General features: G+C 37.2%; 25 protein-coding genes and 1 pseudogene. 18 read left to right on the top strand and 8 right to left on the bottom strand.

The annotated features are described in order from the left end of the window. Positions 1 to 18 precede the first annotated feature (18 nt). Positions 19 to 1,425 (top strand): RagB/SusD family nutrient uptake outer membrane protein, encoded by a 1,407-nt coding sequence (locus tag ACP3T3_RS01075; RefSeq protein ID WP_426478107.1) that lies wholly within the window; start codon positions 19 to 21, stop codon positions 1,423 to 1,425. Then, the gene (locus ACP3T3_RS01080) at positions 1,415 to 3,961 is read left to right on the top strand and encodes a prolyl oligopeptidase family serine peptidase (RefSeq protein WP_426478108.1); all 2,547 of its coding nucleotides are present in this window, start codon (positions 1,415 to 1,417) and stop codon (positions 3,959 to 3,961) included. The genes ACP3T3_RS01075 and ACP3T3_RS01080 overlap by 11 nt, the downstream gene beginning before the upstream one ends. Before the next feature lie 174 nt (positions 3,962 to 4,135). On the opposite strand, the gene ACP3T3_RS01085 is transcribed toward ACP3T3_RS01080, so the two are convergent. From ACP3T3_RS01085 to ACP3T3_RS01100, 4 genes and pseudogenes are all read right to left on the bottom strand, one after another. Then, positions 4,136 to 4,399: a hypothetical protein gene (locus tag ACP3T3_RS01085; protein ID WP_426478109.1), complete on the bottom strand. Its 264-nt coding sequence runs from the start codon at positions 4,397 to 4,399 to the stop codon at positions 4,136 to 4,138. Between the two features lie 24 nt (positions 4,400 to 4,423). After that, the gene (locus ACP3T3_RS01090) at positions 4,424 to 5,479 is read right to left on the bottom strand and encodes a hypothetical protein (protein ID WP_426480023.1); all 1,056 of its coding nucleotides are present in this window, start codon (positions 5,477 to 5,479) and stop codon (positions 4,424 to 4,426) included. A 135-nt stretch (positions 5,480 to 5,614) separates the two neighbouring features. Beyond that, a pseudogene (locus tag ACP3T3_RS01095) lies at positions 5,615 to 5,938 on the bottom strand (MauE/DoxX family redox-associated membrane protein); the annotation flags it as partial. A gap of 201 nt (positions 5,939 to 6,139) precedes the next feature. Next, positions 6,140 to 6,376, bottom strand: a complete 237-nt coding sequence (locus ACP3T3_RS01100; RefSeq protein ID WP_426478110.1) for a hypothetical protein — start codon at positions 6,374 to 6,376, stop codon at positions 6,140 to 6,142. A 277-nt stretch (positions 6,377 to 6,653) separates the two neighbouring features. Between ACP3T3_RS01100 and ACP3T3_RS01105 the strand changes: the two genes are divergently transcribed. Together ACP3T3_RS01105 and ACP3T3_RS01110 are read left to right on the top strand one after the other, a co-directional pair. Beyond that, entirely contained in the window at positions 6,654 to 8,357 is a 1,704-nt protein-coding gene (locus ACP3T3_RS01105; RefSeq protein WP_426478111.1) for a helix-turn-helix domain-containing protein, read from the top strand. Between the two features lie 46 nt (positions 8,358 to 8,403). Next, entirely contained in the window at positions 8,404 to 9,249 is an 846-nt protein-coding gene (locus tag ACP3T3_RS01110) for an RteC domain-containing protein (RefSeq protein ID WP_426478112.1), read from the top strand. Positions 9,250 to 9,299: 50 nt separating this feature from the next. On the opposite strand, the gene mobC is transcribed toward ACP3T3_RS01110, so the two are convergent. The 3 genes from mobC to mobA all read right to left on the bottom strand — a co-directional run bounded on the left by mobC (position 9,300) and on the right by mobA (position 13,108). Next, positions 9,300 to 11,300 (bottom strand): conjugal transfer protein MobC, encoded by a 2,001-nt coding sequence (mobC, locus tag ACP3T3_RS01115; protein WP_426480014.1) that lies wholly within the window; start codon positions 11,298 to 11,300, stop codon positions 9,300 to 9,302. A gap of 126 nt (positions 11,301 to 11,426) precedes the next feature. Further along, on the bottom strand, positions 11,427 to 12,677 hold the full coding sequence (mobB, locus tag ACP3T3_RS01120) for a conjugal transfer protein MobB (RefSeq protein WP_426478113.1): 1,251 nt from the start codon (positions 12,675 to 12,677) through the stop codon (positions 11,427 to 11,429). Then, complete coding sequence (mobA, locus tag ACP3T3_RS01125; RefSeq protein ID WP_426478114.1) at positions 12,674 to 13,108, bottom strand: conjugal transfer protein MobA; 435 nt, start codon at positions 13,106 to 13,108, stop codon at positions 12,674 to 12,676. Before mobA ends, mobB begins: the two co-directional genes overlap by 4 nt. 634 nt (positions 13,109 to 13,742) lie before the next feature. Here mobA and ACP3T3_RS01130 point away from each other — a divergent pair. From ACP3T3_RS01130 to ACP3T3_RS01140, 3 genes are read left to right on the top strand one after another with little or no spacing between them, the layout of a single operon-like run. Then, entirely contained in the window at positions 13,743 to 14,510 is a 768-nt protein-coding gene (locus ACP3T3_RS01130; RefSeq protein WP_426478115.1) for a ParA family protein, read from the top strand. Between the two features lie 4 nt (positions 14,511 to 14,514). Continuing rightward, the gene (locus tag ACP3T3_RS01135; protein ID WP_426478116.1) at positions 14,515 to 14,910 is read left to right on the top strand and encodes a DUF3408 domain-containing protein; all 396 of its coding nucleotides are present in this window, start codon (positions 14,515 to 14,517) and stop codon (positions 14,908 to 14,910) included. A gap of 11 nt (positions 14,911 to 14,921) precedes the next feature. After that, positions 14,922 to 15,518, top strand: coding sequence for a hypothetical protein (locus tag ACP3T3_RS01140; RefSeq protein WP_426478117.1), 597 nt, complete (start codon positions 14,922 to 14,924; stop codon positions 15,516 to 15,518). An 80-nt stretch (positions 15,519 to 15,598) separates the two neighbouring features. Here ACP3T3_RS01140 and ACP3T3_RS01145 read toward each other — a convergent pair whose 3' ends face one another. After that, positions 15,599 to 16,573: a PDDEXK nuclease domain-containing protein gene (locus ACP3T3_RS01145; RefSeq protein ID WP_426478118.1), complete on the bottom strand. Its 975-nt coding sequence runs from the start codon at positions 16,571 to 16,573 to the stop codon at positions 15,599 to 15,601. Between the two features lie 190 nt (positions 16,574 to 16,763). Between ACP3T3_RS01145 and ACP3T3_RS01150 the strand changes: the two genes are divergently transcribed. Genes ACP3T3_RS01150 through ACP3T3_RS01200 form a run of 11 tightly spaced genes read left to right on the top strand, consistent with a single transcriptional unit; the run spans position 16,764 to position 25,732 of the window. Further along, entirely contained in the window at positions 16,764 to 17,069 is a 306-nt protein-coding gene (locus tag ACP3T3_RS01150) for a DUF4134 domain-containing protein (protein ID WP_426478119.1), read from the top strand. Positions 17,070 to 17,080: 11 nt separating this feature from the next. Further along, positions 17,081 to 17,413: a DUF4133 domain-containing protein gene (locus tag ACP3T3_RS01155; RefSeq protein ID WP_426478120.1), complete on the top strand. Its 333-nt coding sequence runs from the start codon at positions 17,081 to 17,083 to the stop codon at positions 17,411 to 17,413. Further along, positions 17,410 to 19,920, top strand: coding sequence for a TraG family conjugative transposon ATPase (locus tag ACP3T3_RS01160; protein WP_426478121.1), 2,511 nt, complete (start codon positions 17,410 to 17,412; stop codon positions 19,918 to 19,920). Before ACP3T3_RS01155 ends, ACP3T3_RS01160 begins: the two co-directional genes overlap by 4 nt. Positions 19,921 to 19,972: 52 nt before the next feature. Beyond that, positions 19,973 to 20,578: a DUF4141 domain-containing protein gene (locus ACP3T3_RS01165; RefSeq protein WP_426480015.1), complete on the top strand. Its 606-nt coding sequence runs from the start codon at positions 19,973 to 19,975 to the stop codon at positions 20,576 to 20,578. A 1-nt stretch (position 20,579) separates the two neighbouring features. After that, positions 20,580 to 21,572: a conjugative transposon protein TraJ gene (gene traJ / locus ACP3T3_RS01170; RefSeq protein WP_426478122.1), complete on the top strand. Its 993-nt coding sequence runs from the start codon at positions 20,580 to 20,582 to the stop codon at positions 21,570 to 21,572. Between the two features lie 12 nt (positions 21,573 to 21,584). After that, complete coding sequence (gene traK, locus ACP3T3_RS01175; protein ID WP_426478123.1) at positions 21,585 to 22,208, top strand: conjugative transposon protein TraK; 624 nt, start codon at positions 21,585 to 21,587, stop codon at positions 22,206 to 22,208. Positions 22,209 to 22,218: 10 nt separating this feature from the next. Further along, entirely contained in the window at positions 22,219 to 22,488 is a 270-nt protein-coding gene (locus ACP3T3_RS01180; RefSeq protein ID WP_426478124.1) for a hypothetical protein, read from the top strand. A gap of 3 nt (positions 22,489 to 22,491) precedes the next feature. Next, a complete protein-coding gene (gene traM / locus ACP3T3_RS01185) occupies positions 22,492 to 23,790 on the top strand; it encodes a conjugative transposon protein TraM (RefSeq protein WP_426478125.1) in 1,299 nt (432 codons plus the stop codon). A gap of 15 nt (positions 23,791 to 23,805) precedes the next feature. Continuing rightward, a complete protein-coding gene (traN, locus tag ACP3T3_RS01190; protein ID WP_426478126.1) occupies positions 23,806 to 24,708 on the top strand; it encodes a conjugative transposon protein TraN in 903 nt (300 codons plus the stop codon). A gap of 1 nt (position 24,709) precedes the next feature. Then, complete coding sequence (locus ACP3T3_RS01195; RefSeq protein WP_426478127.1) at positions 24,710 to 25,270, top strand: conjugal transfer protein TraO; 561 nt, start codon at positions 24,710 to 24,712, stop codon at positions 25,268 to 25,270. A gap of 12 nt (positions 25,271 to 25,282) precedes the next feature. Continuing rightward, positions 25,283 to 25,732, top strand: coding sequence for a DUF3872 domain-containing protein (locus ACP3T3_RS01200; RefSeq protein ID WP_426478128.1), 450 nt, complete (start codon positions 25,283 to 25,285; stop codon positions 25,730 to 25,732). The last annotated feature ends 18 nt before the right edge of the window (positions 25,733 to 25,750 follow it).

The following is a 25,750-nucleotide window of genomic DNA, read 5'->3' on the forward strand; positions in this document are numbered from 1 at the left end:
ATGCTAAAAAAGTTAATCATGAAAAATTATAAAATAAATAAATATCAATATCGTAAGGTAGTTATGTTCTGTAGGAATATGGGAGTGATACTGCTGTTTTGTGTGCTTCTGTTCTCCTGTGAAAAGCTGCTGGAAGTGGAAACCCCTTCCAACCAGATCGGAAAAGACAAAGTCTTTGCAGATGTTCAAACCGCTAATGCAGCACTGGCTGGGCTTTATGCGGGACTCAGGGATAACTCTCCGTTGTCAGGGGAGGCACTCGGACCTTTTCTGGGAGTCTATACGGATGATCTGGATTCTTATGCCTTAACGGATACCAATGGGGTGCTGGCGCTTTATCATAACCAGCAGACTGATACTAATTCTACGGTATATTCAGTATGGTCAACTGCTTATCAGCATATCTATGCTGCCAATGCCATTATAGAAGGAGCCAGAGCATCGGCTCTGCCGGGTAACGAAAAAGAGAGGATAGAAGGGGAGGCACTTCTGGTGAGAAGCATCCTGATGTTTTATCTTCAGCAGGTCTTTGGAGCAGTTCCTTTTCCGGTAAGTACGGATTATAAGGTGAACCAGTCTTTGGCAAGGGTGGAAGAAGGAGAGGTTTTGTCAAGACTGGAAACAGATCTTTTACGTTGTATAGAGCTTATGCCGGATCAGTACAGGGATATGGAAAGGGTATATCCCAACAGGAAGACCGCAGAGCTGATGCTGGCAAAAGTGTATATGTTGGGGCACAAGTGGGCTCAGGCAGAGAATACGCTTAAGACGATTTTGGGAAGTCCGTTGTATAATTTTCAAAGTGATATATCGAAGGTCTTCCAGAAAGATTCAAGGCATATTCTGTGGCAGTTAGAACCTGCGAATCCGGGAGATCCGACCCGCGAAGCGATGCTGTATTACTTCTCGGGAGCAGCGCCTACCGGTTATGTGCTTTCTGAAAGCCTGGTAAATTCATTTGAAGCAGGAGACCTTAGAAAGCAGCAGTGGATGATTCCGGTGATGGTAGGAGGAACTACGTGGTATCGTGTGAATAAGTATAAAAATACAACCATCAATAACACGGAGGACTCTATAGTATTCCGTTTGGACGAAGTGTATTTACTGCTGGCTGAAGCATTAGGTCAGCAGAATAAAACCGCTGAGGCAGTGGAGTATGTAAATCCAACAAGGCAGCGGGCAGGACTTAGTCCTTTAGCATCTTCACTGCCAAAAGAAGTTTTGCTTGAAGAAATCCTGCTGGAAAACAAAAGGGAGTTTTTTACGGAAATGGGACACCGCTTCCTGGATTTAAAACGAAATAACAGGCTTTCTAATTTGCAGGCAGTAAAGCCGAACTGGAAATCTTTTCACAACCTGTGGCCAATTCCCCAGAAAGACCTGCTTCTTAATCCTAACCTTAATCCCCAGAATAATGGCTATTAATATAAATAGGCTGCTTATACTGATTTTGATATTGTTAGCAGTGGTATGTTATGGAAAGGTTCATCTGGATTCATTGAAAGATGACCGTTCAAAATATTACAATATTGCGGTTAATAAGGTGTCTGATGATGGAAAATGGGTTGTTGCCACAAAAGTGTACAGGAATAATTATGATACAGCAGTGGTATTGGCTGCCGGGAGATCAGTATTAAGAACCCAGGTTGGCACGCTGACGAAAAAGCACCAGTTTTCCTTTGTAAAAGACGGCCAGCTGCTGGCATTGGGACAGGGTAAAGCGATGTTGTGGAATTTGACTACAGGAATCCAAAAAGAACTGAAGGCAGATCCTAGTGGCAGCGGCTCAGAAAATATCATACAAAGTGGGGTGATGGAAAAAGGAGAGAAGTATTTTCTGCAGACTGGTGAGAGTGTTCTTCATATCTACAATGCGAAGTCTGCGTTGTTGCAGAGAATAGAGGGAGTGCAGTATTTTAGGGAGTGCAGTTCAGAATCTGTATTGTACATTGTGAAAAAATCAGGCAGGGAAACTCAGTTGGTAAAGTATTCAGGTAATAAGCTCAGTATTGTATATACTACACCGGGTATTATCCGAAGCATGGAGGAAACACCTTCCGGAAGTTTTCTAATTCTTAAGGAAGAAACTAGCGTTGCAGGAGATTCAAATAGCCCATCCCAGAAGGCAGTATTTGTTGATACAAAAAAAGCAGAGCTGATGTTTCTTGACATTGGATGGGTTAGGCAGGAAGAATACCTGCGTTTTACTGAAATACAAAATGGAAAGGCCATTATGATCACAGGAATAACGCATATTCCGACAGAAAAAGGAACCGTTGATATCTGGTATGGCAATGATGGTAATTTGGAAGCCAAGCAGGAAGGTTCTTTTCAAACAAGATACTGGATATGGAAAAAGGAAGGCAATGAGGTTAGGAGGGTTAGCTCTAAACGTTTTTCGACCGTGGTAAGCCTGGATAACCCCAATTACTTTTTGATGTTTAACAAGGATGAACTTCAGAATTATTCTACGCTTTTTCCTCCTGTTCACGGTTACCTTTATGATCTTAAAAAGGATACTTATGAAGATCTGGGAGCCATGCAGGCTGAAGTTTCAGTATCAGACTCTGGAAATCATTTTGTATATAAGAATAGGGAGGACTTATGGGTGCTGGTAGATACAGGAACATTAAGAAGGGTAGTACTGATGAAGAAGGATTTGAAAAAAGGATATTTTAGTCCGGATGGTAAAACAATCATTTTTGAAAGCAGTAACGATCTTTGGAAATATGATATCGAAACGGAGAAGTTTACAGCACTCAATATTGATCAGGAAAATGAAGTAAAGGTTATCACTAAAGATGAAACCGATTTATATCCCGAGTCGGGTTATAATTTTAAAAGAAGTGTAATGGATTTAGGTGCTCCCATGCTTTTATTGATAACCCGAAAAGGAACGATTGAGAAAACTTTCTTGAAATGGGAAAAAGGCAGGATTAAAACACTTATGGCTTCTTCTTCCTCCAATATAACATGGCATAAGACTGATGAATCTTTAAATAAAGCAGTATATGTGGAAGAAAGTCTGAATGAGCCGCCAAGAATTGTATATAAGGAGATGGGAAAAGAAAAGGGGAATATAGTATTTCAAAGTAATACACATGATAAAATATCAACGTTGATAAGAAGAGATATCATCAGTTTCAAAAATAAAGAAGGAACATCTCTAAAAGGACTTTTGTATTATCCTATTAGATATACTGAGGGGAAGAAATACCCAATGGTAGTTCATATTTATGAGGTGCAGAGCAGAAATCCCAATCAGTACTTATCACCTTTGAATAATTTTCCGGTAGGGTTTTCTATCAGGAAGCTTCTGGAAGAAGGGTATTTTGTGTATCTGCCTGATATTGTAAACGAATCTGAAGGGGTAGGATGGTCCGCACTGGACTGTGTGGAAAGTTCTCTGAATGCTTTACAGAATCATGCGGAAGTTGATCTTATGAATGTAGGACTGATAGGGCATTCTTTTGGGGGATACCGTACTGATTTTATCGCTACACATTCAAGCCGTTTTAAAACCTATATTTCGGGAGCAGGAGCAAGTGATCTGACAAGAATGTATTTTTCCTATAATGAGACATCATTAACGCCTTTTTACTGGCAGTTCGAAGAAGGGCAGTACAATATGCATGCTTCATATGCGGAGAACAAAAAAATCTATAATGAAAATAACCCGATTGAAAACGTTCATAAAGTGAATGCTCCGATGCTTTTATGGACAGGAAAGGAGGATAAAAGGATTGTATGGGACCAGACCATGGAATTTTATATTGGGCTGAAACGGAATAAAAAAGATGTAGTGGCATTGTTCTATCCGGGAGAAGCACATGTTTTTACGACGGGTTCCAAGGCAGAAAAAGATCTTGAAGTAAGGATCCAGGATTGGTTGGATTATTTTTTGAAAGGGAAGATGGGAATGTCATGGATCGAGAAACAGATAAAAAAGGATGCGTTTTAGCATCCTTTCTTATTTTTAAGTGTATATAAAAGCTGCTTGCTAAGTGCTTACAATAGGTAGCCTCCGTTTTCATCCAGATACTTTCAGGTGAAATTAGCTCACTTCAATCCCTGATGATATCCATCAAAAAAGAAGGATGCCTCAGGCATCCTTCTGATTAATAATTAATTGAATTTAAGGTAAAATTTCATACAGAGATCCAAAGCACTGCGAGCCGCTTAATCTTTTTAAGGTGTGCATACCTGTAGAATCTGAATATGTACATAGTACACCTGTGTTTACGGTTTCACAGTTTTTAACAGGAACACATGGAGGCTCTCCGGAATTGCCGATTCTATATCCAATAGTAATGACTTTGGACGAACTTTCGATGTTTGATGCTAACGCACCTCCTGTGCCCATAATAACCAGGGCGGCAGGGATAAGAAACTTTTTCATAATAATTAAGGTTTTGGTAAATGCTTACTCTTTGTTCAGGTTTTCAGCTTCCCCTGTTGTAAAATATTTTACAGCTGATGTTCGATATTGATAGCGGATTAATTTGTTGCCTAAGATTGCATATAAGTATTGATCAGTAACCATCATCTGAGAAATAGATTTTCGATCGATATGTTCCATATAAAAGCTTCCGACATATTCTTGTCTGTCTGTTCGGTAAATGTCAATAATACTTGCATTTCTCCAGCGTTCCTTGGATTCATGTTTTCCCATCAGATAAGATCGGTTAAAAAGAAATGGTCCATTGGTAGCTAATGCCGCATTCACTTTTAAAGGCAGTGACTGTAATTTGGTATTTCCATCTGATAGTTTAATGGGCTGAACCTGAGCTTTTGAAATGGTATCGATGGTATTGAATCTGTTTTTTAACTGTAGCCTGTCATTGATGACCATAAATTGATTTCTGTAGGCGTATACATATTGTATGTATTTGCCTTTTCCATCTGTGATCAACTGTCCGTCTGCATCAAATATTCCGTCTATCTGTTTTTCCAAAAGGTCCGGCGACAGTTTGAATTTAGGCTTATCATAAGGACTGAGTATTCCCAGTTCATATTCACCCGTTGTACCGCTTTGGATTCTCACTGCAAAATGTGAAGAATCAATAATGGCAAGCTGACTAAAGTATACATCATTATAGCTTATAGTTCTGGCAAGCGGGTCTGATGTTTTTCCCTTATATATAATCGGAACACTTCCGTCATAAAGAAAATAATCAGATCCTCTTACTTTTAAATGCAAATTGGTATAGTTGTAATCAGTATCATCCGGATGTATATGCATTGTTTGTAGTAAGTTAAACCTATTGTCTACAGAGGAGAGAACCAAAGGAGTGGAATTGTTTCCCAGAAATAAAGCTTCTTTTGTGTATCCCGCCAAGTAATAATGTTCATTATCAAGTTCTAGGATTTTATCTTCAATGAGCGGATGTGGCAAAAAACGGCGGGTAAAATTATTTTCTTTTTTAAGGGTATTTTCAGATTGTAAAAACATGAGAACTACTACTAAGGTACTTATCACAATGATTGTTAATAACTTGAAATAAATCCTAATTCTGCTGTATTGGAGGGTATAATATGTACAAACAATTGCATTGGAAGCAAATATTACACAGGCGACATTAAATATCAAATGCTCATTCCAGTCCATTTTCTCCAAGATGCCACCACAGGAACAGGGTATAAAATCACTGTAGTGCAGAATTATATAAATGTAGGCAGTAAAGCTCATCATTAAGGCTAGTGAAAAAAACAAGCCTCTCAAGCGTTGCTTGGGAAGAGCCAGCAGCATAACAGTTAGTAGCTCAATACCTATTACAGCATATGATATAACCGTTGCATATGCGCTGAGTATAGGAGACTGGGCTATTTGAACTTGAAAATTTTCAAAGTCAGCAAGTTTACTTACACTCGCATATACAAATAATAAGATAAAGAAGTAACTTACAATGTTAGGGATTATACTGGACAAATTTTTCATGGCTTGTTTTTATAGGGTTTAACACACTTGAATCAATCTCCATTTGATCTTACACCCGCAATATTCAGGCATTGGTTCACCTTTGAAAAGGGTTACAGTTGTCTTGAAATTCCCCATACTTTCCCAGATGCCACTTGTTGGACATGGTAAGCCGGTAACAACTGATATGGAGGTATGAGGAATCATAGTTTATCATAGTCTTCAATCTTGAGTCAGCCGCCAATTATCGCCGTCCCTCACAGGAGGATCTTTTTGGGGTGGATTTTCAATCACCTCTAAGGATGTCACAGAATCCTGTTTCATTGCTAAAACTTTTATTGTACGTGCTGATTTTTCAATCTTTTCACTATTTGATATGATGTCTTCATCTCGATGGACACAGCTTTGCAGAGAAACTGCTCCGATCATTATGCTAAAAAAAGGGATAAACTTTTTCATTTTAATAATTTTAATTGGGTTATCCCGGCCGGATTATATTTGAATTCTGATGTCAAAATTATCCGGCTTATGAGCTAAAAAAAACTGTTCTGTGACTCTATTTTAAAATTGATACGTCTCTATTTTAAAATTAATACATCTGGAATGTTGATTTAATCAACTGTTTATTAGTATTTTACATTCACCTTGTTCTTGTTGGTATTTAATTCCTATAGTTTTGATTTATTTAAAACATAAATGATTATTTTTGAGACGGTGAGGTTCTAAATATCAGTCTATGAAAAAGTTTTACTACTTTATCGTCTTATTTTCTGCATTTTCGCAATTCTTATTTTCGCAACAGGGAAAGGAAAAAACTTTCAGTGAGATCAGAAAGCCTTATGAAAAAATGGCAATAGATGACATTCATGCAATGCCCTATGTAAAACTGTATATTCAAAAAGCAAAAAACGAAAATAACTTTTCAAAGCTGATTCAAGGGTATAGAGACGGGAGACAGTTTGACTACAAAAACAAAATGAAGTATGCTGACAGTGCACTTACCGTTAGTTTACAGTATGGAACACAGGATGATATCAGTAAAGAGTATTTAAGCAAGGGAATCATCTATTATTTTTATCAAAAAAAATATAAGTTAGCTTTAAATGAATACCTTAAAGCCTATACATACTCAAAAGGTTCAAAAGATCAGTACCATCACTTTAAAGTTATTTACCACTTAGGAATTGTAAAAAGTCATTTGGGTTACTATGATGAAGCAATGAATCATTTTTTGAATTGTGCTTCTTATTACAGGTCAAAGTTAAATGAAAACCTTCATGAAAATGAAAGGTTTAACTATGAGAAAGCTTATCTGAACTGCTTACATCAGTTGACCGTGCTCAACAGATATCTGAACAATTTTAGTAAGAGTGACAGTTTAAGTATGCTGGGTTATCGGTTAACCGATCATAATAACGATTTTGCTTTGGAGAAAAGCTATTTTCTTAAATGCCTTGGAATTTCCAGATATCACAAAAAAGATTATGCCGGAGCTCAGAATCATTTACAAAAATCGTTACCCACTATTCTCAACAGAAACGATTTTGCCTGGGCTTCTGTGGTATACTATTACCTTGGTAAAACCTATGAAGCACAGAATAATATCAACAGTGCGGTGGTATGCTATGAAAAGATAGACTCCATTTTCAACTACCATGATTTTATACTTCCGGAAGTATATAAAAGTTATCATTATCTTATAGATAACTATAAAAATAAAGATGTCAACAAGCAGCTTTATTATACCAATCAGCTTTTAAAAGCTGACAGTTTAATCAGCAAGGATTTTCCTTACTTATCTTTAAAACTTCATAAGGACTTTGACCGAAAAACACTGATTGATGCAAAAGAAGAAATTGAGAAGTCAAGCAGAAAAAAAATGGTAATTGCCCAGATCTTGATTGTATTAGGAGGTATAGTCCTTGGTTTTTTGGTTGTGAGGCACAGAAAAGATCAAAAAATAAAAAAACAATATAATCTTCTTCAGAAGAGAATTGCAGCGGGAAGATATAATATCAATGATGTTTTAAAAGAGGATCTGAAAGAATTTCCAGTAAGAAAGACTTCTCTTACTTCGGAAATGACCTTAGAAATCAAAGAGAAGCTTAAGAGGTTTGAGCAGGAAGAACAATTCAGAAAGAAAGGCATTACACAAAAGAGTATTGCCTTAAAATTAGGAACCAATTCCCACTATCTTTCTGTTTATATCAATGAGCAAAAAGGGATGAATTTTAATAGATATATGGCGGAACTGCGCATTAATTATATTACCAATTTACTCAATACTAATAGTAAATATCTCAACTATACTATTGAAGCATTAGCTGAGGAATGTGGTATAGCGGCTCGTCAAAATTTTTCAAATCTGTTTTTTGATATCAATGGTATCCGGCCAACAGATTATATAAAAAACCGGAAAAAGGAGCTGGGTATTGGTTGATTAAGTCTTGCATTAGCGGATTTTTGTAAATTCCTGAAAAAAGGACATGGTAACAAAAACTATTTTTAAAAGAACATCACAGTTATTGGAAGATCTGGATGTAAAGATTAACGAAGTCTATGCGGATGGAAATGATATGATCAAAATTTCAGAAAAGGCTTTACTAATCATTGACGAGTCAATAAGGAAATTGAAACTTCTGGTTTCAAATCACTCTTTTGATCATATTGCCGAAGAAGTACTTTTTTTTAAGAAGCTAAAACCACAGTTTATCTCAAAATTTATTTATTACTCTGCAGTACTGGACATTGAGTCTCACAAACCGGCTGCAGGAAATAAGGCATTGAAAAAATATTATACGGCAGAGCAGGAGAAATTAAAAAGCTTTTATGTAGAACATTCTGAATTTTACAGCTATTATAAGCGTGAAGCTACGTATCTTGATCATAAAATATTTGTACGCAACTCGTATGATCTGAAAATGAAGCTATCATCAGGGTTTTATAACTATGATCCAAGTTTTACAACATCACATGACCATTTGATAGCCAGATTCATTTCCAACCAGCAATTTGACCAGTATTTAAAAAAGCAGATTGAAAACTCTAATGAAAGCACAACAGCAAAAGTACTTTCTCCCCTTACGTGGTCGGGATCAAAGGTTGGCCTTATAGAACTGATCTATGCACTTTACCAGATGCGTTGTTTTAATGGGGGTAATATAGAGTTAAGCGAAGTCATCAAATTTACAGAAAAGTCATTGGACTGCGATTTGGGCAACTTTCATAAAACCATCTTTGAAATTCGTAACCGAAAGCAGGGGCCAACCAAATTCCTTCGACTGGTCAGTGAAAATCTCAATCAGTACTTTATGAACAGTGATACTGAGTAATGTAATAGATAATAAAACCTCAAATCTTATTGTATTTGAGGTTTTATTCTTTAATCAATTTTAATTAAATGCTGCAGATCAGGATCGTTTTTTATTCTATCCATTTCATTTGTGATGATGCCAAAAATATCTGCCTTAATCCTTTTGTAATTATCTTCAATCTGTTTACTCATTGAATTATTTCCGTTCTCATTAATAAAGGATCGTATCTGCGGGATCTTTTGATAGTCTTTCATTTCTCTAGAAAGTTGAACGGTGTCCACTACAATCTCCGAATGAAAAATCTTCTGTTCAATTCTTTCATCAAAGTTATCAGATACCGCACCGACAAAGAAACCCTGCGTCAAGGTAGAGATCTTTGATGCCGGGATCAGGCTGTCCAACTGGGTTGAAATGGAAGTGGAAGTGTCATTCCTATTGATCGTTATACTTTGTCTTTTTTGCAGTACCTTTCCAAAACGTTCAGATAAAGTTTTTGCTGTTTCTCCAACCACCTGTCCGCTGAAAATGTTACCGACCGTATTTTGGATAACCTTACTTTCCTTGTCTCCGTAGTCTCTTGTTAATTGAGAAAAATCCTGAAATCCTAGACAAACCGAAACTTTGTTGCTACGAGCGGTAGCGATCAAATTATCTAAGCCTCTGAAATAGATCGTCGGCAGCTCATCAATAATGACAGAACTTTTCAACTGTCCTTTTTTATTGATCAACTTAACGATTCTTGAATTGTATAGTCCAAGAGCAGCAGAATAAATGTTCTGACGATCAGGGTTATTTCCAACACATAGAATTTTAGGTTCATTTGGATTATTGATGTCTAAAGAAAAATCATCTCCGGTCATTACCCAATATAATTGAGGTGAGATCATTCTTGACAAAGGGATCTTTGCAGAAGCGATTTGTCCTTGCAATTGATCCTGTGCACCGCCTTGCCATGCATCCATAAAAGGAGACAGGTAGTTCTCTAATTCAGAATAAGATGTTAATATTGTAAAGACATCTTCGTATTTTTTGTTCAACAGCTCAATAGCATGTGGAAAAGTGCAGTATTTTCCGTTCTCATAAATTTTAAGAAACCATATGATAGCAGCTAACAAAATAATGGGACTTTCGACAAAGAAGTCACCCTGTTTTTGTATCCAGCTTCTATTCAGATTCAGCATAATGGTATAAGCAGCTTCATAGGCATCTGATATATCCGTCATAAAATTGGGGTTTAAGGGATTACATCGATGGCTTTTCCTGGGGTCGTCAAAGTTGATGATATAGAATTTCGGCTTTATTTTATAAGCATCTGAATGATTTAAAAGATGGTTGTAGGCGATGGTAGACAAATCATCAAATTTAAAATCATAGATATACATGGAAAATCCTTTTTCGATATGCTGTCTGATATAATTGTTAACAACGGCATATGATTTTCCTGAGCCTGGTGTTCCTAAAACAATGGTGGCACGAAACGGATTGACTACATTAATCCATCCCTGATGCCATTTTCCTTGATAATAGAATTTGGTTGGAAGGTTAACTGAATATTCATTATAGAGTAATTTAGTCTCCTGGTGAAAACTTTCATTTTCACTGTTAAAAACATCGGTCATTAAATTCGTTTTCAGTAAACGGCTCATCCAGACTCCTGCCTGCATTAGCAGAATGTATCCGGATCCGGTGGATATAATGTAAAGTACAGCTGTAAAGCTGGTGCCAAGTTGTAAAATAATTGGATTTAAAAAGAATAGTATAACACCAATAGAAAGAGCAGCACTGATTTTTTCCCAAGTGATTTTTTCATTTTTGACCCCCTTTGTGCCGAGACAACTCAAACCCAACAAAACAACAGCAAACAGCTTAGAATAAATAGCATGAGAAAAAAGGCCTGCTGTCTTGTTAAAATTATGAAGTATTTTATTGATCAGTTCTAATGTCCATTGCTGCTGTGCAAAAAATCCGTAACAAAACCAATAGAGATGTATTAATACTAGAATAATACTGACCGCTCGCATAAATGCCATGATTTTGGCAAGCCCTCTTAAATCGTCTTCACCCTGCATATCACATTTTAAAAGCATAGATAAATGACTATGCATTCATTAAAAATGAATGCGACATTGCAAACATTAATTGGCTGACTTTGGCTCTCAGGGCATAGTTGTAAAGCCAGTTTTTGTAAAAGAAGGTCATTTTTTTCTTCTTTTTCTCTGCTGCTTTTTCATTTCTGATTCGAAAATTTGTTCCTCCTGATCATCATCTATACCTGATGGCAATAAACCGTTAAAAAATCCTTCAAATATTTCGTGGATGTTATTGTTGAAGAAGTATTCTGAAGATTTTTCAAATGATAAATCCTCTTTAGAATTACTGTATGAATTGGTTTCAGTTTTTGTTTCTAATTCATTCCATAGTTTATTGAATGAGTTGGCTGAGAGCTCTTTAGCTAACTGTGAGCCATTCCAAACTAATTTGGAGTAATGGTCTATAAATGTGATTCCATAAATCCTTCCATCATTTTTTCGTATGACAGTTGAAATTCCCTGTTCAAGAAGTTGCGTTTTAAATGCAGCTTCAGATTTACTGGTGCTGATTGCTGTTTCAATAGTTCTTTTGAGAATTAGTTTTGAAGGATTATTTTTCATGTTCACTCTTGATTTCTCAATGAGCGCTTGAATATTTTCAAATCCTGCGTGTTTGCCAAAAAGGGATGATTTAAAAGGGTGACTTATTTTTTTTCCATTTTTATCCGTAGCAAAATAGACCATTCCTTTTCTCATCTTTCCATGAAGTTCTCCGCTAACCTCTTCAATGGAGATATTGAATTGAGAGAGTAAAGCGTTATATGCACCAATACTTTGAAAGCCGTAGGTTCTAGGCATATTCCGTAGTACCGATGATAATTGTGCCTTAATATTCCCTTTAGTATAGTCAACAGGTTTAAAAATAAAGTTTTGATATGAATTTCTATTCTCACCAGCAACTTTTAACTTGTATTGTTTTTCCAGTTTTCTGCAGGCTTCCATTGATCGGTGGTGATCATAGCGGTCTGTTATTTTCTTTCCATCAAGTTGAACACATGTGGTGACGATATGAATGTGTGTCCTATCAATATCCGTATGTTTAAAAACTATATAGGGTTGGTTACCATAACCCATTTCCTGCATATATTGCTGAGCCATTTCTCGATAAGTATTATCATTAACCTTGTCTTCAGGATCAGGATTAAGTGAGATATGTCTTACAAGTTTTTCAGTTTTATTATTGACAATTAAGTAGGGTTCAAAATACTGATGAAAAAATTTAACCGAATAAGGTCGATCCCACAAATCTGGAATTTTGTTAGTGAATAAAACAGTTCCATTTTCGTTGTCCACTTTTAGCTGATTATAGGTGAGAGCACCCCAAAGATTTTCTCCTTTTCCAATTTTTGCAATCATTTTTCAGAAGTTTTTTGAATATGGTTCTGCTCAAAATCATGAGTAAGCTCAATAATCTGCTTACAAATTAAGGCTAGTTCTTTGGTATTGTTTTCCAGTTTAAAGAGATAGAAAGAAGCTTTTTTCTCAGTGAAATTTCGATAGAAAATTTTTACAATCTGATTATAGTTGTTGCCAATCGACTGGAATTGGTAGAAGAATTTAGTCAATTGCGTGTGATAATCCATTGTTGAAATATCAACCTTTACAATTTTTAGTTCTCTCTGAAACAAAATTGTTGTAATAAATTTCGATTTGTTACTCATGCCTGAAGCCTCATACAGTTTCAAAAAATTACTATTTTCTTCATCTGTAAGACGGAAGACATATCTGTTTTTACTGGGGTTCAGTTTAGGCCTACGTCCACCTTTGTTGTTTGTATTTACGTCCATAGCATCCAATTTAATATGATCAAAATCGCGACTTCGGAGTGGTTTTTAAAGCCCCAGCCAGGGCAAGTTGTTTTGAGGCACGAAAAAAGTTATGAGGCACTCAAAACATAACTTGCTCCTTTCGGGTGAAAGGATAAACCCATAATACAATAGATTTAATCCGGCATACCGGAATCTTAAGGTTTGAAAAGATTAAGATATAGTGGTATGTCCATCTCCTTTAACAAAGTAAATAACTATCCCTAATAGAGCCGATGTTATTCATAAAGCCAAACAAAACCACTCCAAGCCAAAGACAACCATTGAAAAGCTAAGTGTCAATGGATATCAGTTATTTGTACGAGAATTTCAGCAGGCTTGCCATATGGCAAAATTGTTTGAAATCGTGAAGACAGACATCCAAGCTTTCAGTAAATCAAGCTTTCCAGATTGCAAGAATGCCACCCAGTGAGAGAAAGGTCATTCAGGAATTACATCCTGACTGATGTAATAAAATCCATTCATGGAGACACGATTGACTGATTGAAAGCTGGACTTCAAGATAGCTTTCAAGAGCACTTGATCTCATCCAGGCCTTAATGAAAGACATTCTACTTGATATCCTAAGAAATGTTCAACTATAAAATCAGAAAAAATGGAAACAAAAAAACAACCCGTAATTATTGCCTTTTCCACTCAAAAGGGAGGTGTAGGAAAAAGCACTTTCACAGCCCTATTGGCCAGTATCCTTCATTATCGTTTGGATTATAATGTCGCAGTGTTCGACTGTGACTTTCCACAGTACAGTTTGATACAGATGAGAGAGCGGGATATAAAAACAGTGATGCAAAATGAGATATTAAAAAAAATGGCCCATAAGCAATTTACGAGCATCAATAAAAAAGCCTATCCTGTTTTCCAGAGCAAGACCGATACGGTGTTGGGAGAGCTTGGAGGTTATGTTGCTAACTCCGAAGTTTTACCGGACATCGTTTTTCTGGATTTACCTGGCACAGTTAATACTGCCGGTATCTTGAGTACACTCGCCAATGTTCACCATATCTTTTCTCCCATAATGGCAGATCGTGTTGTGTTGGAAAGCACTCTGAGTTTTACGGATGTTCTGAGCAATGTCCTGATGAAGAAAAAGCATACCGAAATCAAAAGTATACATCTTTTTTGGAACCAAGTCGATGGGAGAGAAAAAACGCCATTGTATAAAAATTATGGAAAGGTTATCAAAGATCTGGGTATTTCATTAATGGAAACTTCCATAAGCGACAGCAAGAGATTTAGAAAAGAAGGCGAGACGGTCGCAAAAACAGTTTTCCGATCAACCTTACTGCCCGCAGACCCTAAACTAATGATATTATGCAGGCTTGATCAGTTTATGGATGAGTTTTTAAGAATTGTAAAATTGTAAAAAGATGGACAATGATAAAAACAACAGCGAAGAGAACAGTATTGATGAACAATATCTGATGTCTATAATGGCTGGCAGCACAAAGAAGGAATCGCAGAGCCAAGAACATGAATCCTCAAAGGAAAAGTTAATTACGAAGCAAAAAATAAAAAGCAAAAAAAGTGTTGAAGTTACTTATGCGGAACAGTTTCTAACCCATCATACGATGACCAAGCGCGGTGATAAAAGTATTTACATCCGTCCAGAATATCATGAACGTCTCTTACGTATTATTCAGATCATTGCAGATGACCAGATTCCTTTATATGCTTATTTGGATAATATCCTGGCTTATCATTTTGAATTGTTTGAAAAGGAGATTACAGATGATTTCAACAACAAATATCGTCCAATCTTTTAATACTTAATCTTATGGAACAACTCACCATAATTGGTTTGTTAATCATTATTATTCTGATTCTTTTAGACAGAAATTTTTCAATCAATACCCGAGGGAAAGATAGTAGTAACCCAAAGAAGAATTTGCCCTCTATTATTGGAGAAACAAAGAAAGAAGAGAGAAAACCAGTGCCATCTGATGCTGATCATGGCCAGAAAGAATCTATCGTAACCAAAGCAAATAATTTTGATTCAGAAACCAAGGGGGATGTATTTGACGATATACTGGTCAAAAATAATGATTGGTATGACGAGGAAGAAGACTGGCAATATCAGGATGATTCTAAAATTGAAAGCGGGTTTGCTACAGGGGTTACCTTCCAGGAATTGAGTACTGCGGGTCAGCTGCTTCAACAGGACGTGTTGAAACCTGATTTAGAACGGCAAGCAGTCGATATTATTCAAGGAATTCAGGGAACCGAGCTTTTTGATCTTTTAGAGAATTCATTAGGAGATGCTTCAAAAAGAATTGCCAGTTTGCTAAGCTCGAGCATTTCGAATGATGACGAGATCGTTTCTTCTAAGCAAAGTAATTCTTCGGACAGTTTCGATATTAGGAAGTTTGTTTAGGCAAATTCCCTTTTTAATATTTTTTTAGACTCAGATCATACAATCCAAGTCTTGAATTCGACGATATTATATTTAGAGATTTATCTTGTATGGCCAAACAATTCATGCAATTTCTTCTGCAGAACTTTTTTGTCAGGCAGCTGGGTTTTGTATTCAGAGACCATGGTTGGAGACAGACTTCTGCTAAGCGCATATTCTACCACTTCGCTATCTTTGTCTTTACACAGCAGTACGCCAATGCTTGGGTTTTCATTTTGACGTTTTACATCCCGGTCGAGAGCCTCCAAATAAAAGTTGAGCTGCCCTAGATGCTCGGGTTTGAATTTATCTGCTTTCAGTTCAAACGCGACCAGACATTGCAGACCTCTGTGGAAGAATAACAGATCGATATAAAAATCAGAATTTCCCACTTGTACTTTGTACTCCTCGCTGATAAAAAGAAAATCTCTGCCTAATTCCAGTATGAAGTTTTTCATCTGCTGTATCAGTCCTTTTTGTAGATCGCTTTCATTAAACGTTTCAGGTAAATTCAAAAAGTCAAAGACATAGCTGTCCTTAAAGGTATTGGCAATGTCTGCGTTGGTTTCTCTCAACACTGTTGAGAGTTTTGAATTTCCGATCATGGTTCTTTCAAAAAGACTGCTGGAAATTTGCCTTTCAAGTTCCCTAAAACTGTAATTTTCCTGCTTTGTGAGTTTGATGTAAAACTCTTGTTCTTCAATTGTTTTGCAACGTGAAAATATAGCCAGATTATGGGACCAGCTGATTTCTCTCAACAGTGTAGAGATTTTTGGAAACTCCTTGTAGGTTTCATAAAACTGCTTCATTCTCCAAAGATTCTTATCCGAAAATCCTTTGATGTCAGGTTCATTGGTCTGGATATAGTGAGATAATTCTTTGACCACAGATTGTCCCCATTCACTTAATTCCACCTTTCTACTGATATATTCACCAATATTCCAATATAAAGTGATCAGTTCTGCATTGACCGTTTTTATAGCATTGTTACGAGATCGCTTGATAAGTTCAATAATGTCGGTGAACCTTTTATCCATGATTGTCTTTTTTGAAATTCCCTACAAATTTACAATTAATTATCAACGAATGCAGGTAAGTGTCTTGTTAGTTGAAAGCCAAAAGATTCCTGATGATGCCATTAGCCTAAAATAATTCCAAGGCTCAGACATCTTTGTCCCATAGTTCCGCAAAGTGTGGCACCCCATAACAAATTGATATGTTTCAATTATGAAAAAACAAAGAAAAAAACTACTAGTATCAGGTTCAACCTTTATAGCAGTAACAGGTGTATTTGCCCAAGGCAATGGTACCGCAGGGATCAACGAAGCTACTCAGATGGTCACCTCTTATTTTGAACCGGCTACCCAATTGATCTATGCCATCGGGGCGGTGGTCGGACTAATTGGAGGGGTTAAGGTTTACAACAAGTTCAGCAGCGGTGATCCTGACACAAGCAAGACTGCTGCAAGCTGGTTTGGAGCATGTATATTTCTGATTGTGGCAGCAACGATCCTTCGCTCATTCTTCCTTTAAATTTTGGTATTATGAATATCTATCATATTAATAAAGGAGTAGGGAGGAAGGTAGAATTTAAAGGACTGAAGGCGCAATACCTTTTTATTTTCGCCGGCGGCCTGCTAGGATTATTGATCTGTGTGATGATTATGTATATAGCAGGCGTCAATACCTATCTGTGTCTGATTCTGGGAGGCGCCGGCAATGGACTTCTCATCTGGCAAACTTTTACGCTGAATGGAAAATACGGCGAGTACGGACTTATGAAAATGGGAGCTCGTAAGAAACATCCCAAATATATCATCAGCCGAAAGAGTATTTATCGATATCTGAAAACTAACCGTAAAAGTGCTTCGATATGAAAAATTCTTCTAAGGCAGCAACGTTGGAAAGTAAATTTCCATTGCTTGCAATTGAAAATGATTGTATCATTTCAAAAGATGCTGATGTTACAGTTTGCTTTAAAGTAAGACTTCCTGAATTGTTTACCGTGGCTTCCACTGAATACGAAGCCATGCATTCCGCATGGTTCAAAGCCATTAAAACGCTTCCTGACTATACGGTTGTACATAAGCAGGACTGGTTTATCAAAGAAAACTATAATCCTGATCTGTCGAAAGAAGACCAGAGTTTTCTATCAAAATCTTTTGAGCGCCATTTCAATGAGAGACCTTTCTTAAATCATTACTGCTATTTGTTCATTACGAAAACCAGTAAAGAAAGAATGCGTATGCAAAGCAACTTTTCATCTCTCTGCAAAGGCAAGCTGATTCCGAAGGAGATTAGGGATAAGGAAGTCATCAATCGATTTCTTGAAGCTATCGATCAGCTGGAGCGGATCATGAATGACAGTGGCTACATCCATCTTGAAAGGATGACTGAAGATGAGATATCAGGAACTTCGGATAGTTCGGGACTACTGGAACAGTATCTTACCTTATCCCGTGAAAATAATCCATCATTACAGGATATTAAGTTAGGGTCAGAGGAAGTACGCATCGGTAATAACCGGATCAGTATGCATACCTTGTCGGATACAGAAGATTTGCCGGGAACGGTATCCTCACATAGCCGCTATGAAAAACTAAGTACAGACCGCAGTGACTGTCTTCTGTCATTTGCTTCTCCTGTTGGACTTCTGTTGAGCTGCAATCACATGTACAACCAGTACCTGTTCATTGACAACAGCGATGAGAATCTTCGGCAGTTTGAAAAATCAGTGAGGAATATGCATTCTCTGGCAAGGTACAGCAGAGCCAATCAGATCAATAAGGAATGGATTGAAAAGTATCTGAATGAAGCGCATTCTTATGGTCTGCAATCTGTACGTGCTCATTTCAATGTGATGTCCTGGTCGGATAACCCTGCTGAGCTAAAGCAGTTGAAAAATGATACAGGAGGTGCTTTAGCTCTGATGGAATGTAAGCCCCGCCATAATACAACAGATACAGCTACTTTATACTGGGCAGGTATTCCGGGTAATGCAGGTGATTTCCCGAGTGAGGAAAGCTTTTACACGTTCATCGAACCGGCCTTGTGCTTTTTCACCGAAGAGACCAATTATCAGGACTCTCCTTCACCGTTCGGAATCAAGATGGCTGACCGCCTTACCGGTAAACCCATTCATTTGGATATCTCCGATCTCCCGATGAAACAGGGCATCATTACCAATCGTAATAAGTTTATTTTAGGACCTTCAGGAAGCGGAAAATCATTTTTCACCAATCACATGGTAAGGCAGTATTATGAACAGGGTGCTCACGTTCTACTAGTTGATACAGGAAATTCTTATCAGGGATTATGTGAACTGATCAAAGGTAAAACTAAAGGAGAGGATGGCGTATACTTTACCTATACAGAAGACAACCCGATTGCCTTTAATCCATTCTATACCGATGACGGAATCTTTGACATCGAAAAACGGGAGAGTATCAAAACATTGATTTTAACGCTATGGAAAAGAGATGATGAACCTCCAACCCGTTCAGAGGAAGTAGCGCTATCCAATGCGGTAAGCGGATATATCGAAATGATTAAAACCAATGACATGCATCCTTCTTTCAATGGATTCTATGATTATGTCAAGGATGATTATCAGAAAGTGCTGGAGCAAAAGAAAGTAAGGGAAAAAGACTTTGATATTGCCAATTTTCTCAATGTGTTAGAGCCTTACTACAGAGGAGGAGAATATGACTATCTGCTGAATTCAGAAAAACAACTGGACTTGCTATCTAAGCGTTTTATTGTTTTTGAAATCGATGCCATTAAAGATCATAAAATTCTGTTCCCTATTGTAACCATCATCATTATGGAGGTCTTTATCAATAAGATGCGAAGGCTCAAAGGAATCAGAAAACTGATCCTTATCGAAGAGGCTTGGAAAGCGATTGCCAAGGAGGGTATGGCAGAATACATTAAATATTTGTTCAAGACAGTAAGAAAATTCTTCGGAGAGGCTATTGTAGTAACTCAGGAAGTAGATGACATCATCCAGTCTCCAATCGTCAAAGAAAGTATCATAAACAATTCAGACTGTAAGATCCTTCTCGACCAGCGCAAATACATGAACAAGTTCGATGACATCCAGGCTATGCTGGGGCTGACTGACAAAGAAAAGTCCCAGGTACTTTCGATCAATATGAACAATGATCCGAGAAGACTTTATAAGGAGGTCTGGATTGGACTGGGCGGAACGCACTCTGCGGTCTATGCTACTGAAGTATCCACTGAAGAATATCTGGCTTACACCACTGAAGAAATAGAAAAGATGGAAGTGATGAACCTTGCATCGGAACTTGACGGTAATGTGGAACACGCCATCAAGCGGATTTCTCTTAAGAGAATCAAATCAAATACAAAAGAAAATTAAATCAAATCAATTAAAATTTACAATAATGAAAAACTTAATCATTAAAACATTGATGGTAGCATTCTTCGCTGCCTTCACCTTTGCAAAAGCACAATTTGTGGTAACTGACCCTGCTAATCTGGCATCCGGAATTTTAAATTCTGCCAATGAAATTGTGCAGACTTCATCGACAGTATCCAATGTTGTTAAGAATTTCAATGAAGTTAAGAAAGTGTATGAACAGGGTAAGGAATATTATGACAAGCTTAAAGCCATCAATAATTTGGTGAAAGATGCCAGAAAAGTCCAGCAAACCGTCCTTTTGGTCGGTGATGTCTCCGAGATGTATGTCAACAATTTCGGTAAAATGCTGAATGACCCCAACTTCAATGCACAGGAATTAGCTTCTATTGCCAATGGTTATTCTGCTCTTCTTACGGAGAGTACGGAGCTGTTGAAAGAGCTGAAGGAGATTATTACCTCCAACGGCCTATCCCTTAATGATAAAGAAAGAATGGATGTTGTGGACAGAGTTTACAAAGAGGTTAAAGCTTATCATAATTTAGTCAGATACTACACCAATAAGAATATTTCGGTCAGCTATCTGAGAGCCAAAAAACAGAACAACACCCAAAGGATGTTAGGTCTTTACGGAACCTCCAACCAAAAATACTGGTAAGATGGAACCCAGCAACTTACACGAAGTATTGCGTTCCGTTTACGAAGAGATGATGCCGATGTGCGCCGATATGGCTGCAGTCGCAAAAGGAGTTGCCGGTTTAGGAGCTTTGTTTTACGTGGCTTTAAAAGTCTGGCAGTCGTTGAGCCGTGCGGAACCTATTGATTTATTTCCAATGTTGAGACCTTTTAGCATTGGCATTTGCATTATGTTTTTCTCAACGTTGGTTTTAGGAAGTCTTAATGGAGTAATGAGTCCAGTTGTTCAGGGAAGTCATTCAATGTTGGAAAACCAAGTACTGAATATGAATGAACTGCAGGAGAAAAAAGATCTTTTAGAGCGGGAAGCGATGCTCAGAAACCCAGAGATGGCTTATTTGATTTCTAATGAAGAATTTGACAAAAAGCTCGAAGAACTCGGATGGTCACCTTCGGATTTAGTCACCATGTCAGGAATGTATATTGAGAGAGAGATGTTTTTGATCAAGAAAGATATCAGAGATGGTTTTCGCGAATTTTTAGAAATACTATTCCAGGCTGCTGCATTGGTTATAGATACCATCAGAACTTTCTTCCTGATAGTACTTTCAATCTTGGGACCTATTGCATTTGCGATTTCAGTGTGGGATGGTTTCCAGACCACTTTAACCCAGTGGTTGACAAGGTATGTTAGTGTCTACCTATGGCTTCCTGTGGCTGACATATTCAGTGCTATTCTCGCCAAGATACAGGCTTTGATTTTAGAACGGGATATCGAGATGCTGGCAGATCCCACTTTCATACCTGATACCTCCAATACAGTGTATATTATCTATATGGTGATCGGCATCATAGGCTATTTTACAGTACCAACTGTTACGGGCTGGATAATTCAGGCAGGAGGCGCAGGCAATTTCATGCGTAATGTGAACCAGACCGCTACGAAGTCGGGCAATGTTGCGGGAGCAGCAGTAGGTTCTGCAACAGGTAATATTTCGGGAAGATTATTAAAATAAAAATACAGTTCTATGGAATTTAAAACTTTAAGAAATATTGAGAGCAGCTTCAAGCAAATCCGCTTGTTTACATTTGTTTTTGCAGTGTTATGTTTTGGAGTTGTGAGCGTGGTCGTTTTTAAATCCTATCAGTTTGCCGAACAGCAGCGTCATAAGATCTATGTATTGGATAACGGCAAATCATTAATGGTAGCTCTTTCTCAGGATATGTCGATTAACAGGCCTGTGGAAGCGAGAGAACACGTCAGACGATTTCATGAATTGTTCTTTACAATAGCACCGGATAAGAATGCTATCGAGAGTAATGTGAAAAGAGCTTTCAATTTGGCTGACCAATCTGCATTCAACTACTACAAAGACCTTCAGGAGAAAGGATATTATAACAGGATCATTTCTGGCAATATCCAACAGAGGGTTGAGGTAGATAGTGTTGTTGCGAACTTCGACAGTTACCCTTATACCATAAAAACTTACGCCAGACAGTTCATTATCAGATCAAGTAATCTTACCATCAGGAATTTAATTACGAACTGTTCACTGGTTAATTCTGTAAGGTCTGACAGCAATCCGCAGGGATTTACCATTGAAAAATTCAACGTGATTGAAAACAAAGATGTAGAAACTGTTGAACGCTAAAATTTCCATAATGAAAAAACTAAGAGATACAATCGAACATTATGTTTTAGAGATGGAAAATCATTGGAAAGTTCTTCCTGTAGCGAAGCAAAGATTCCTAACCAAAGTTTTCTTTGGGGGTTATGTTTTTCTAACAGTCATTGCTATTATCAACATCTTTATTTCCACAGGTCAAAAGAATAATGCCATGTCTACCAATCATATTGAAGGAATTTCTAAGGAATCAATTGAAAAGGGTTCTGGACGGGATAACACAGTAAACTCAACAACAAAAGAATAGAGTATGAAAGATTCAGGGAAAATTAAAGTGACAGAAAACGATCTCTCACAAAATTCCAACGGAGGGAGTGATAATCCCAAAGATTACTGGGAGAGACTCAAGAAGCCAATTATTTATTTCTTGATGGCTGCCGTCTGTGCATCATGCTTTTACCTCATTTTTAAACCAAAAGCCAACAATGCCATTATTGACGAGAGCGGTTTTAATGCCGCCATTCCGCAGGCAAAGGACGGAGAGTTACAGTCTGATAAGCAAAAGGCTTACGAACAGCAACTTTTGGAACAAAAGAATGAAGAAAAAAGAAATGCGATAACCACCTTATCAGACTATTGGAATGACCAAAATGGTTTAAACCCTAATAGTAATCCGTCCGTTTCAACGTCTAATACGGGTACTCTTCTGCAATCAGATAAGAATGCTATTAACAGTTACCGCAACGCGCAGCAGACTTTGAGTTCGTTCTATGGCCGGGATGATCAAGAAGTCAATAATCTGAGGAAAGAAATTTCAAGATTAAAGAATGAAGCGATGCAAAACAATGTTGTTCCTGGGAGTCTTGGAATGAATGATCAGTTAGCACTCATGGAAAAATCGTATCAGATGGCAGCCAAATATCTTCCAACAACCCCAAAACAAGAAGGATCAGCACCAAAAGAAGAGGAAGAAAAATTAACTGAAAAGAAGTTTAAGCTGACACCGGCAAAACCAGCACATTCCAGTATTGTTTCTTTATTATACAGAGAGCCGTCAGACATTGCCTTTATTGCAGGTTTGAATCAAAATAGATTTTATGACACTCAAAATGACACAAAGATTTCAGGTCAATCTAAAAATGCAATAAGAGGTATTGTTTATGAGACTAAGACTTTAGTCAATGAAAGTACATTATCCATAAGACTTACAGAAGCGATGCAGCTTGGGCATACTGAAATTCCTCCAGGAAGCTTACTGGTTGCTGCAAGTAAATTTCAGAGCGGAAGACTTCAGTTAACAATATCTTCCATCCAACATAAAGGCAATGTCTATCCTGTGGAAATCAATGTTCATGATAATGATGGACAATCAGGTTTATATGTTCCGTATTCATCGGAGCAGAATGCGGTCAGCGATATTGTAGCTAATATGAGTCAGACATCCGGTACCAATATTATGATGACCCAATCGGCAGGACAACAGATTGCAGCTGATTTAAGCAGGGGAGTCGTACAAGGGTTGTCGGGTTATTTTCAAAAAAGGGTCCGGCAGCTAAAAGTAACTGTAAAAGCAGGCCATCAGGTTTTACTGGTACCCAAAAATAATTAATCAAAAAATTAAAAAATGAATACACAAAAGAGCTATTATATTCTCATTATGCTATTTCTGCTGTTTATAAGCAGAGCATTCGGTCAGGATTCCTTGATGACCTATGTTTCATTGGAACAAGCTAAGCTGGAACCTTTCAGGATACAGGTGACCTACAGTAAAACCACTCATGTGATTTTTCCTTCATCCATAAGATACGTCGATCTGGGAAGCGATCTTTTGGTTGCTAATAAAGCAGAACCTATCGGAAATGTTCTCCGGGTTAAGTCTGCTGTCAGAAATTTTGAAGAAGAAACCAATTTTTCAGTCATTACAGAAGATGGAAAATTTTACAGCTTCGATGTCTTTTACGGTGCATATCCTGAGGTCCTCAGCTACGATCTTTTAAAGATGCAGAGAAGCATTGAAAAGGAATATTCAACTGATGTACTTTTTGAAGATCTAAAGGGAAGCGCTTCATCTCTTACAGAATTGATTATGGAAAACTTGTATCGAAAGAATCAGAGAACCGTAAAGCATATTGCATCAAAGAGCTTTGGTATTCTGTTTTCTGTCTGTGCATTACACGTCAATGACAATAAATTCTACTTTACCATACGAGTTGATAACAGAAGCAATATAGCTTATGATATTGAATTAATCAATTTTAAAATTGTAGATAAGAAGAATTTAAAGAGAACTGTTATTCAGGATAAGTTGTTGGAACCAATCAGGATTTATTCACCGATGATGACCGCAAAACATAATTCCAACGTAACTGCTGTTTATGTACTGGAGCAATTTACCTTGTTAAAGGATCAAGTGTTAGAAATTGAAGTTCTGGAAAGAAATGGAGGGCGACATCAAAAAGTTGAACTTGAGAATACGGAGCTGATCAATGCAAAACTGATTAATAGTTTAAATTTCAAAACCAACTAAGATGAACAGATTATTGATAGCAATGCTTTTTCTTATTACAATGAATATAGAATCATCTGCACAGCAGATGATTCCTGGACAAACAGGTGTTGAACTTTCCTATTCTGTATTTCCAAACTCTCCTGAAAAGCAAAATTATATGTTAAGTACGGGACTTGTTTCTTACGTAAAAAATGGTGATTATTTTTTTGGACTGGCAGAATATAGCAGGAAATATTATGAATACACAAACTATAATATCCCGATAGATACTTTCCTGCTGAGTGGTGGTTACAGTTTTTATTTATGGGGAGACTTGATGCGAGATATCAATCTTAATTTAGGAATTGGAGGTCTTGTTGGTTATGAGAAGGTTAATACAGGTGATGATTTGCTTTATGATGGTTCAATAATTAACCCTATAGATAATTTTATTTATGGGGCAAGTGGTAAGTTGTCACTTGAAAGTTATCTGACAGGACATTTGGTTTTTCTGGTTAACGGGCAACTGCGCTTTTTGAAAAATAGTCAAATGGCCCAATTTCATTCTCTGTTCGGCTTTGGAATAAGATGTAATTTTTAAAAATAATATAAAATGAAAAATATAATTAATAATAAAATTAGAATACTATTCAAGTGTTTCCTCATACCAGTTATGGTCGGATTACTTGTACAATCATGTGAGAAAGATGATTTGGAAATTCGGCAGAATTTTCCTTTTGAGGTGTCGGTTATGCCAGTTCCTAAGGAGATCGCTAAAGATGCATATGTGGAAATACGTATTACAATTCTTCCTGAAGGTAATTTTTTAGACACGAAATATTATCTTCGATATTTTCAGTTTGAAGGAACAGGAAAGCTGCAGTATTACAATACGCAACCTTATTTTCCCAATGATACCTATCCGCTTTATGAGAAAGAGTTCAGACTATATTATACTTCAGCCTCTGAAGTTTCACAATCATTTGCGGTATGGATCTCCGACAGTTTTGGAAATGAGAAGAAAATTGAATTTCAGTTTAACAACAAGAAAGGAAACGGATAAATCCAGTCTCTTTAGCAT

Source organism: Chryseobacterium sp. CBSDS_008, assembly GCF_049959325.1.
Classification (GTDB): Bacteria; Bacteroidota; Bacteroidia; order Flavobacteriales; family Weeksellaceae; genus Chryseobacterium.

Bases quoted from the DNA above. Each gene is read 5' to 3' on its own strand.
- traK (WP_426478123.1), top strand. From the start codon at position 21,585: ATGGAATTTAAAACTTTAAGAAATATTGAGAGCAGCTTCAAGCAAATC.
- traJ (WP_426478122.1), top strand. From the start codon at position 20,580: ATGGAACCCAGCAACTTACACGAAGTATTGCGTTCCGTTTACGAAGAG.
- ACP3T3_RS01075 (WP_426478107.1), top strand. From the start codon at position 19: ATGAAAAATTATAAAATAAATAAATATCAATATCGTAAGGTAGTTATG.
- traN (WP_426478126.1), top strand. From the start codon at position 23,806: ATGAATACACAAAAGAGCTATTATATTCTCATTATGCTATTTCTGCTG.
- ACP3T3_RS01130 (WP_426478115.1), top strand. From the start codon at position 13,743: ATGGAAACAAAAAAACAACCCGTAATTATTGCCTTTTCCACTCAAAAG.
- ACP3T3_RS01150 (WP_426478119.1), top strand. From the start codon at position 16,764: ATGAAAAAACAAAGAAAAAAACTACTAGTATCAGGTTCAACCTTTATA.
- ACP3T3_RS01155 (WP_426478120.1), top strand. From the start codon at position 17,081: ATGAATATCTATCATATTAATAAAGGAGTAGGGAGGAAGGTAGAATTT.
- ACP3T3_RS01135 (WP_426478116.1), top strand. From the start codon at position 14,515: ATGGACAATGATAAAAACAACAGCGAAGAGAACAGTATTGATGAACAA.
- ACP3T3_RS01140 (WP_426478117.1), top strand. From the start codon at position 14,922: ATGGAACAACTCACCATAATTGGTTTGTTAATCATTATTATTCTGATT.
- ACP3T3_RS01160 (WP_426478121.1), top strand. From the start codon at position 17,410: ATGAAAAATTCTTCTAAGGCAGCAACGTTGGAAAGTAAATTTCCATTG.
- ACP3T3_RS01100 (WP_426478110.1), bottom strand. From the start codon at position 6,376: ATGAAAAAGTTTATCCCTTTTTTTAGCATAATGATCGGAGCAGTTTCT.
- mobA (WP_426478114.1), bottom strand. From the start codon at position 13,108: ATGGACGTAAATACAAACAACAAAGGTGGACGTAGGCCTAAACTGAAC.
- mobC (WP_426480014.1), bottom strand. From the start codon at position 11,300: ATGCAGGGTGAAGACGATTTAAGAGGGCTTGCCAAAATCATGGCATTT.
- ACP3T3_RS01080 (WP_426478108.1), top strand. From the start codon at position 1,415: ATGGCTATTAATATAAATAGGCTGCTTATACTGATTTTGATATTGTTA.
- ACP3T3_RS01195 (WP_426478127.1), top strand. From the start codon at position 24,710: ATGAACAGATTATTGATAGCAATGCTTTTTCTTATTACAATGAATATA.
- ACP3T3_RS01145 (WP_426478118.1), bottom strand. From the start codon at position 16,573: ATGGATAAAAGGTTCACCGACATTATTGAACTTATCAAGCGATCTCGT.
- ACP3T3_RS01105 (WP_426478111.1), top strand. From the start codon at position 6,654: ATGAAAAAGTTTTACTACTTTATCGTCTTATTTTCTGCATTTTCGCAA.
- traM (WP_426478125.1), top strand. From the start codon at position 22,492: ATGAAAGATTCAGGGAAAATTAAAGTGACAGAAAACGATCTCTCACAA.
- ACP3T3_RS01200 (WP_426478128.1), top strand. From the start codon at position 25,283: ATGAAAAATATAATTAATAATAAAATTAGAATACTATTCAAGTGTTTC.
- ACP3T3_RS01085 (WP_426478109.1), bottom strand. From the start codon at position 4,399: ATGAAAAAGTTTCTTATCCCTGCCGCCCTGGTTATTATGGGCACAGGA.
- mobB (WP_426478113.1), bottom strand. From the start codon at position 12,677: ATGATTGCAAAAATTGGAAAAGGAGAAAATCTTTGGGGTGCTCTCACC.
- ACP3T3_RS01180 (WP_426478124.1), top strand. From the start codon at position 22,219: ATGAAAAAACTAAGAGATACAATCGAACATTATGTTTTAGAGATGGAA.
- ACP3T3_RS01165 (WP_426480015.1), top strand. From the start codon at position 19,973: ATGGTAGCATTCTTCGCTGCCTTCACCTTTGCAAAAGCACAATTTGTG.
- ACP3T3_RS01110 (WP_426478112.1), top strand. From the start codon at position 8,404: ATGGTAACAAAAACTATTTTTAAAAGAACATCACAGTTATTGGAAGAT.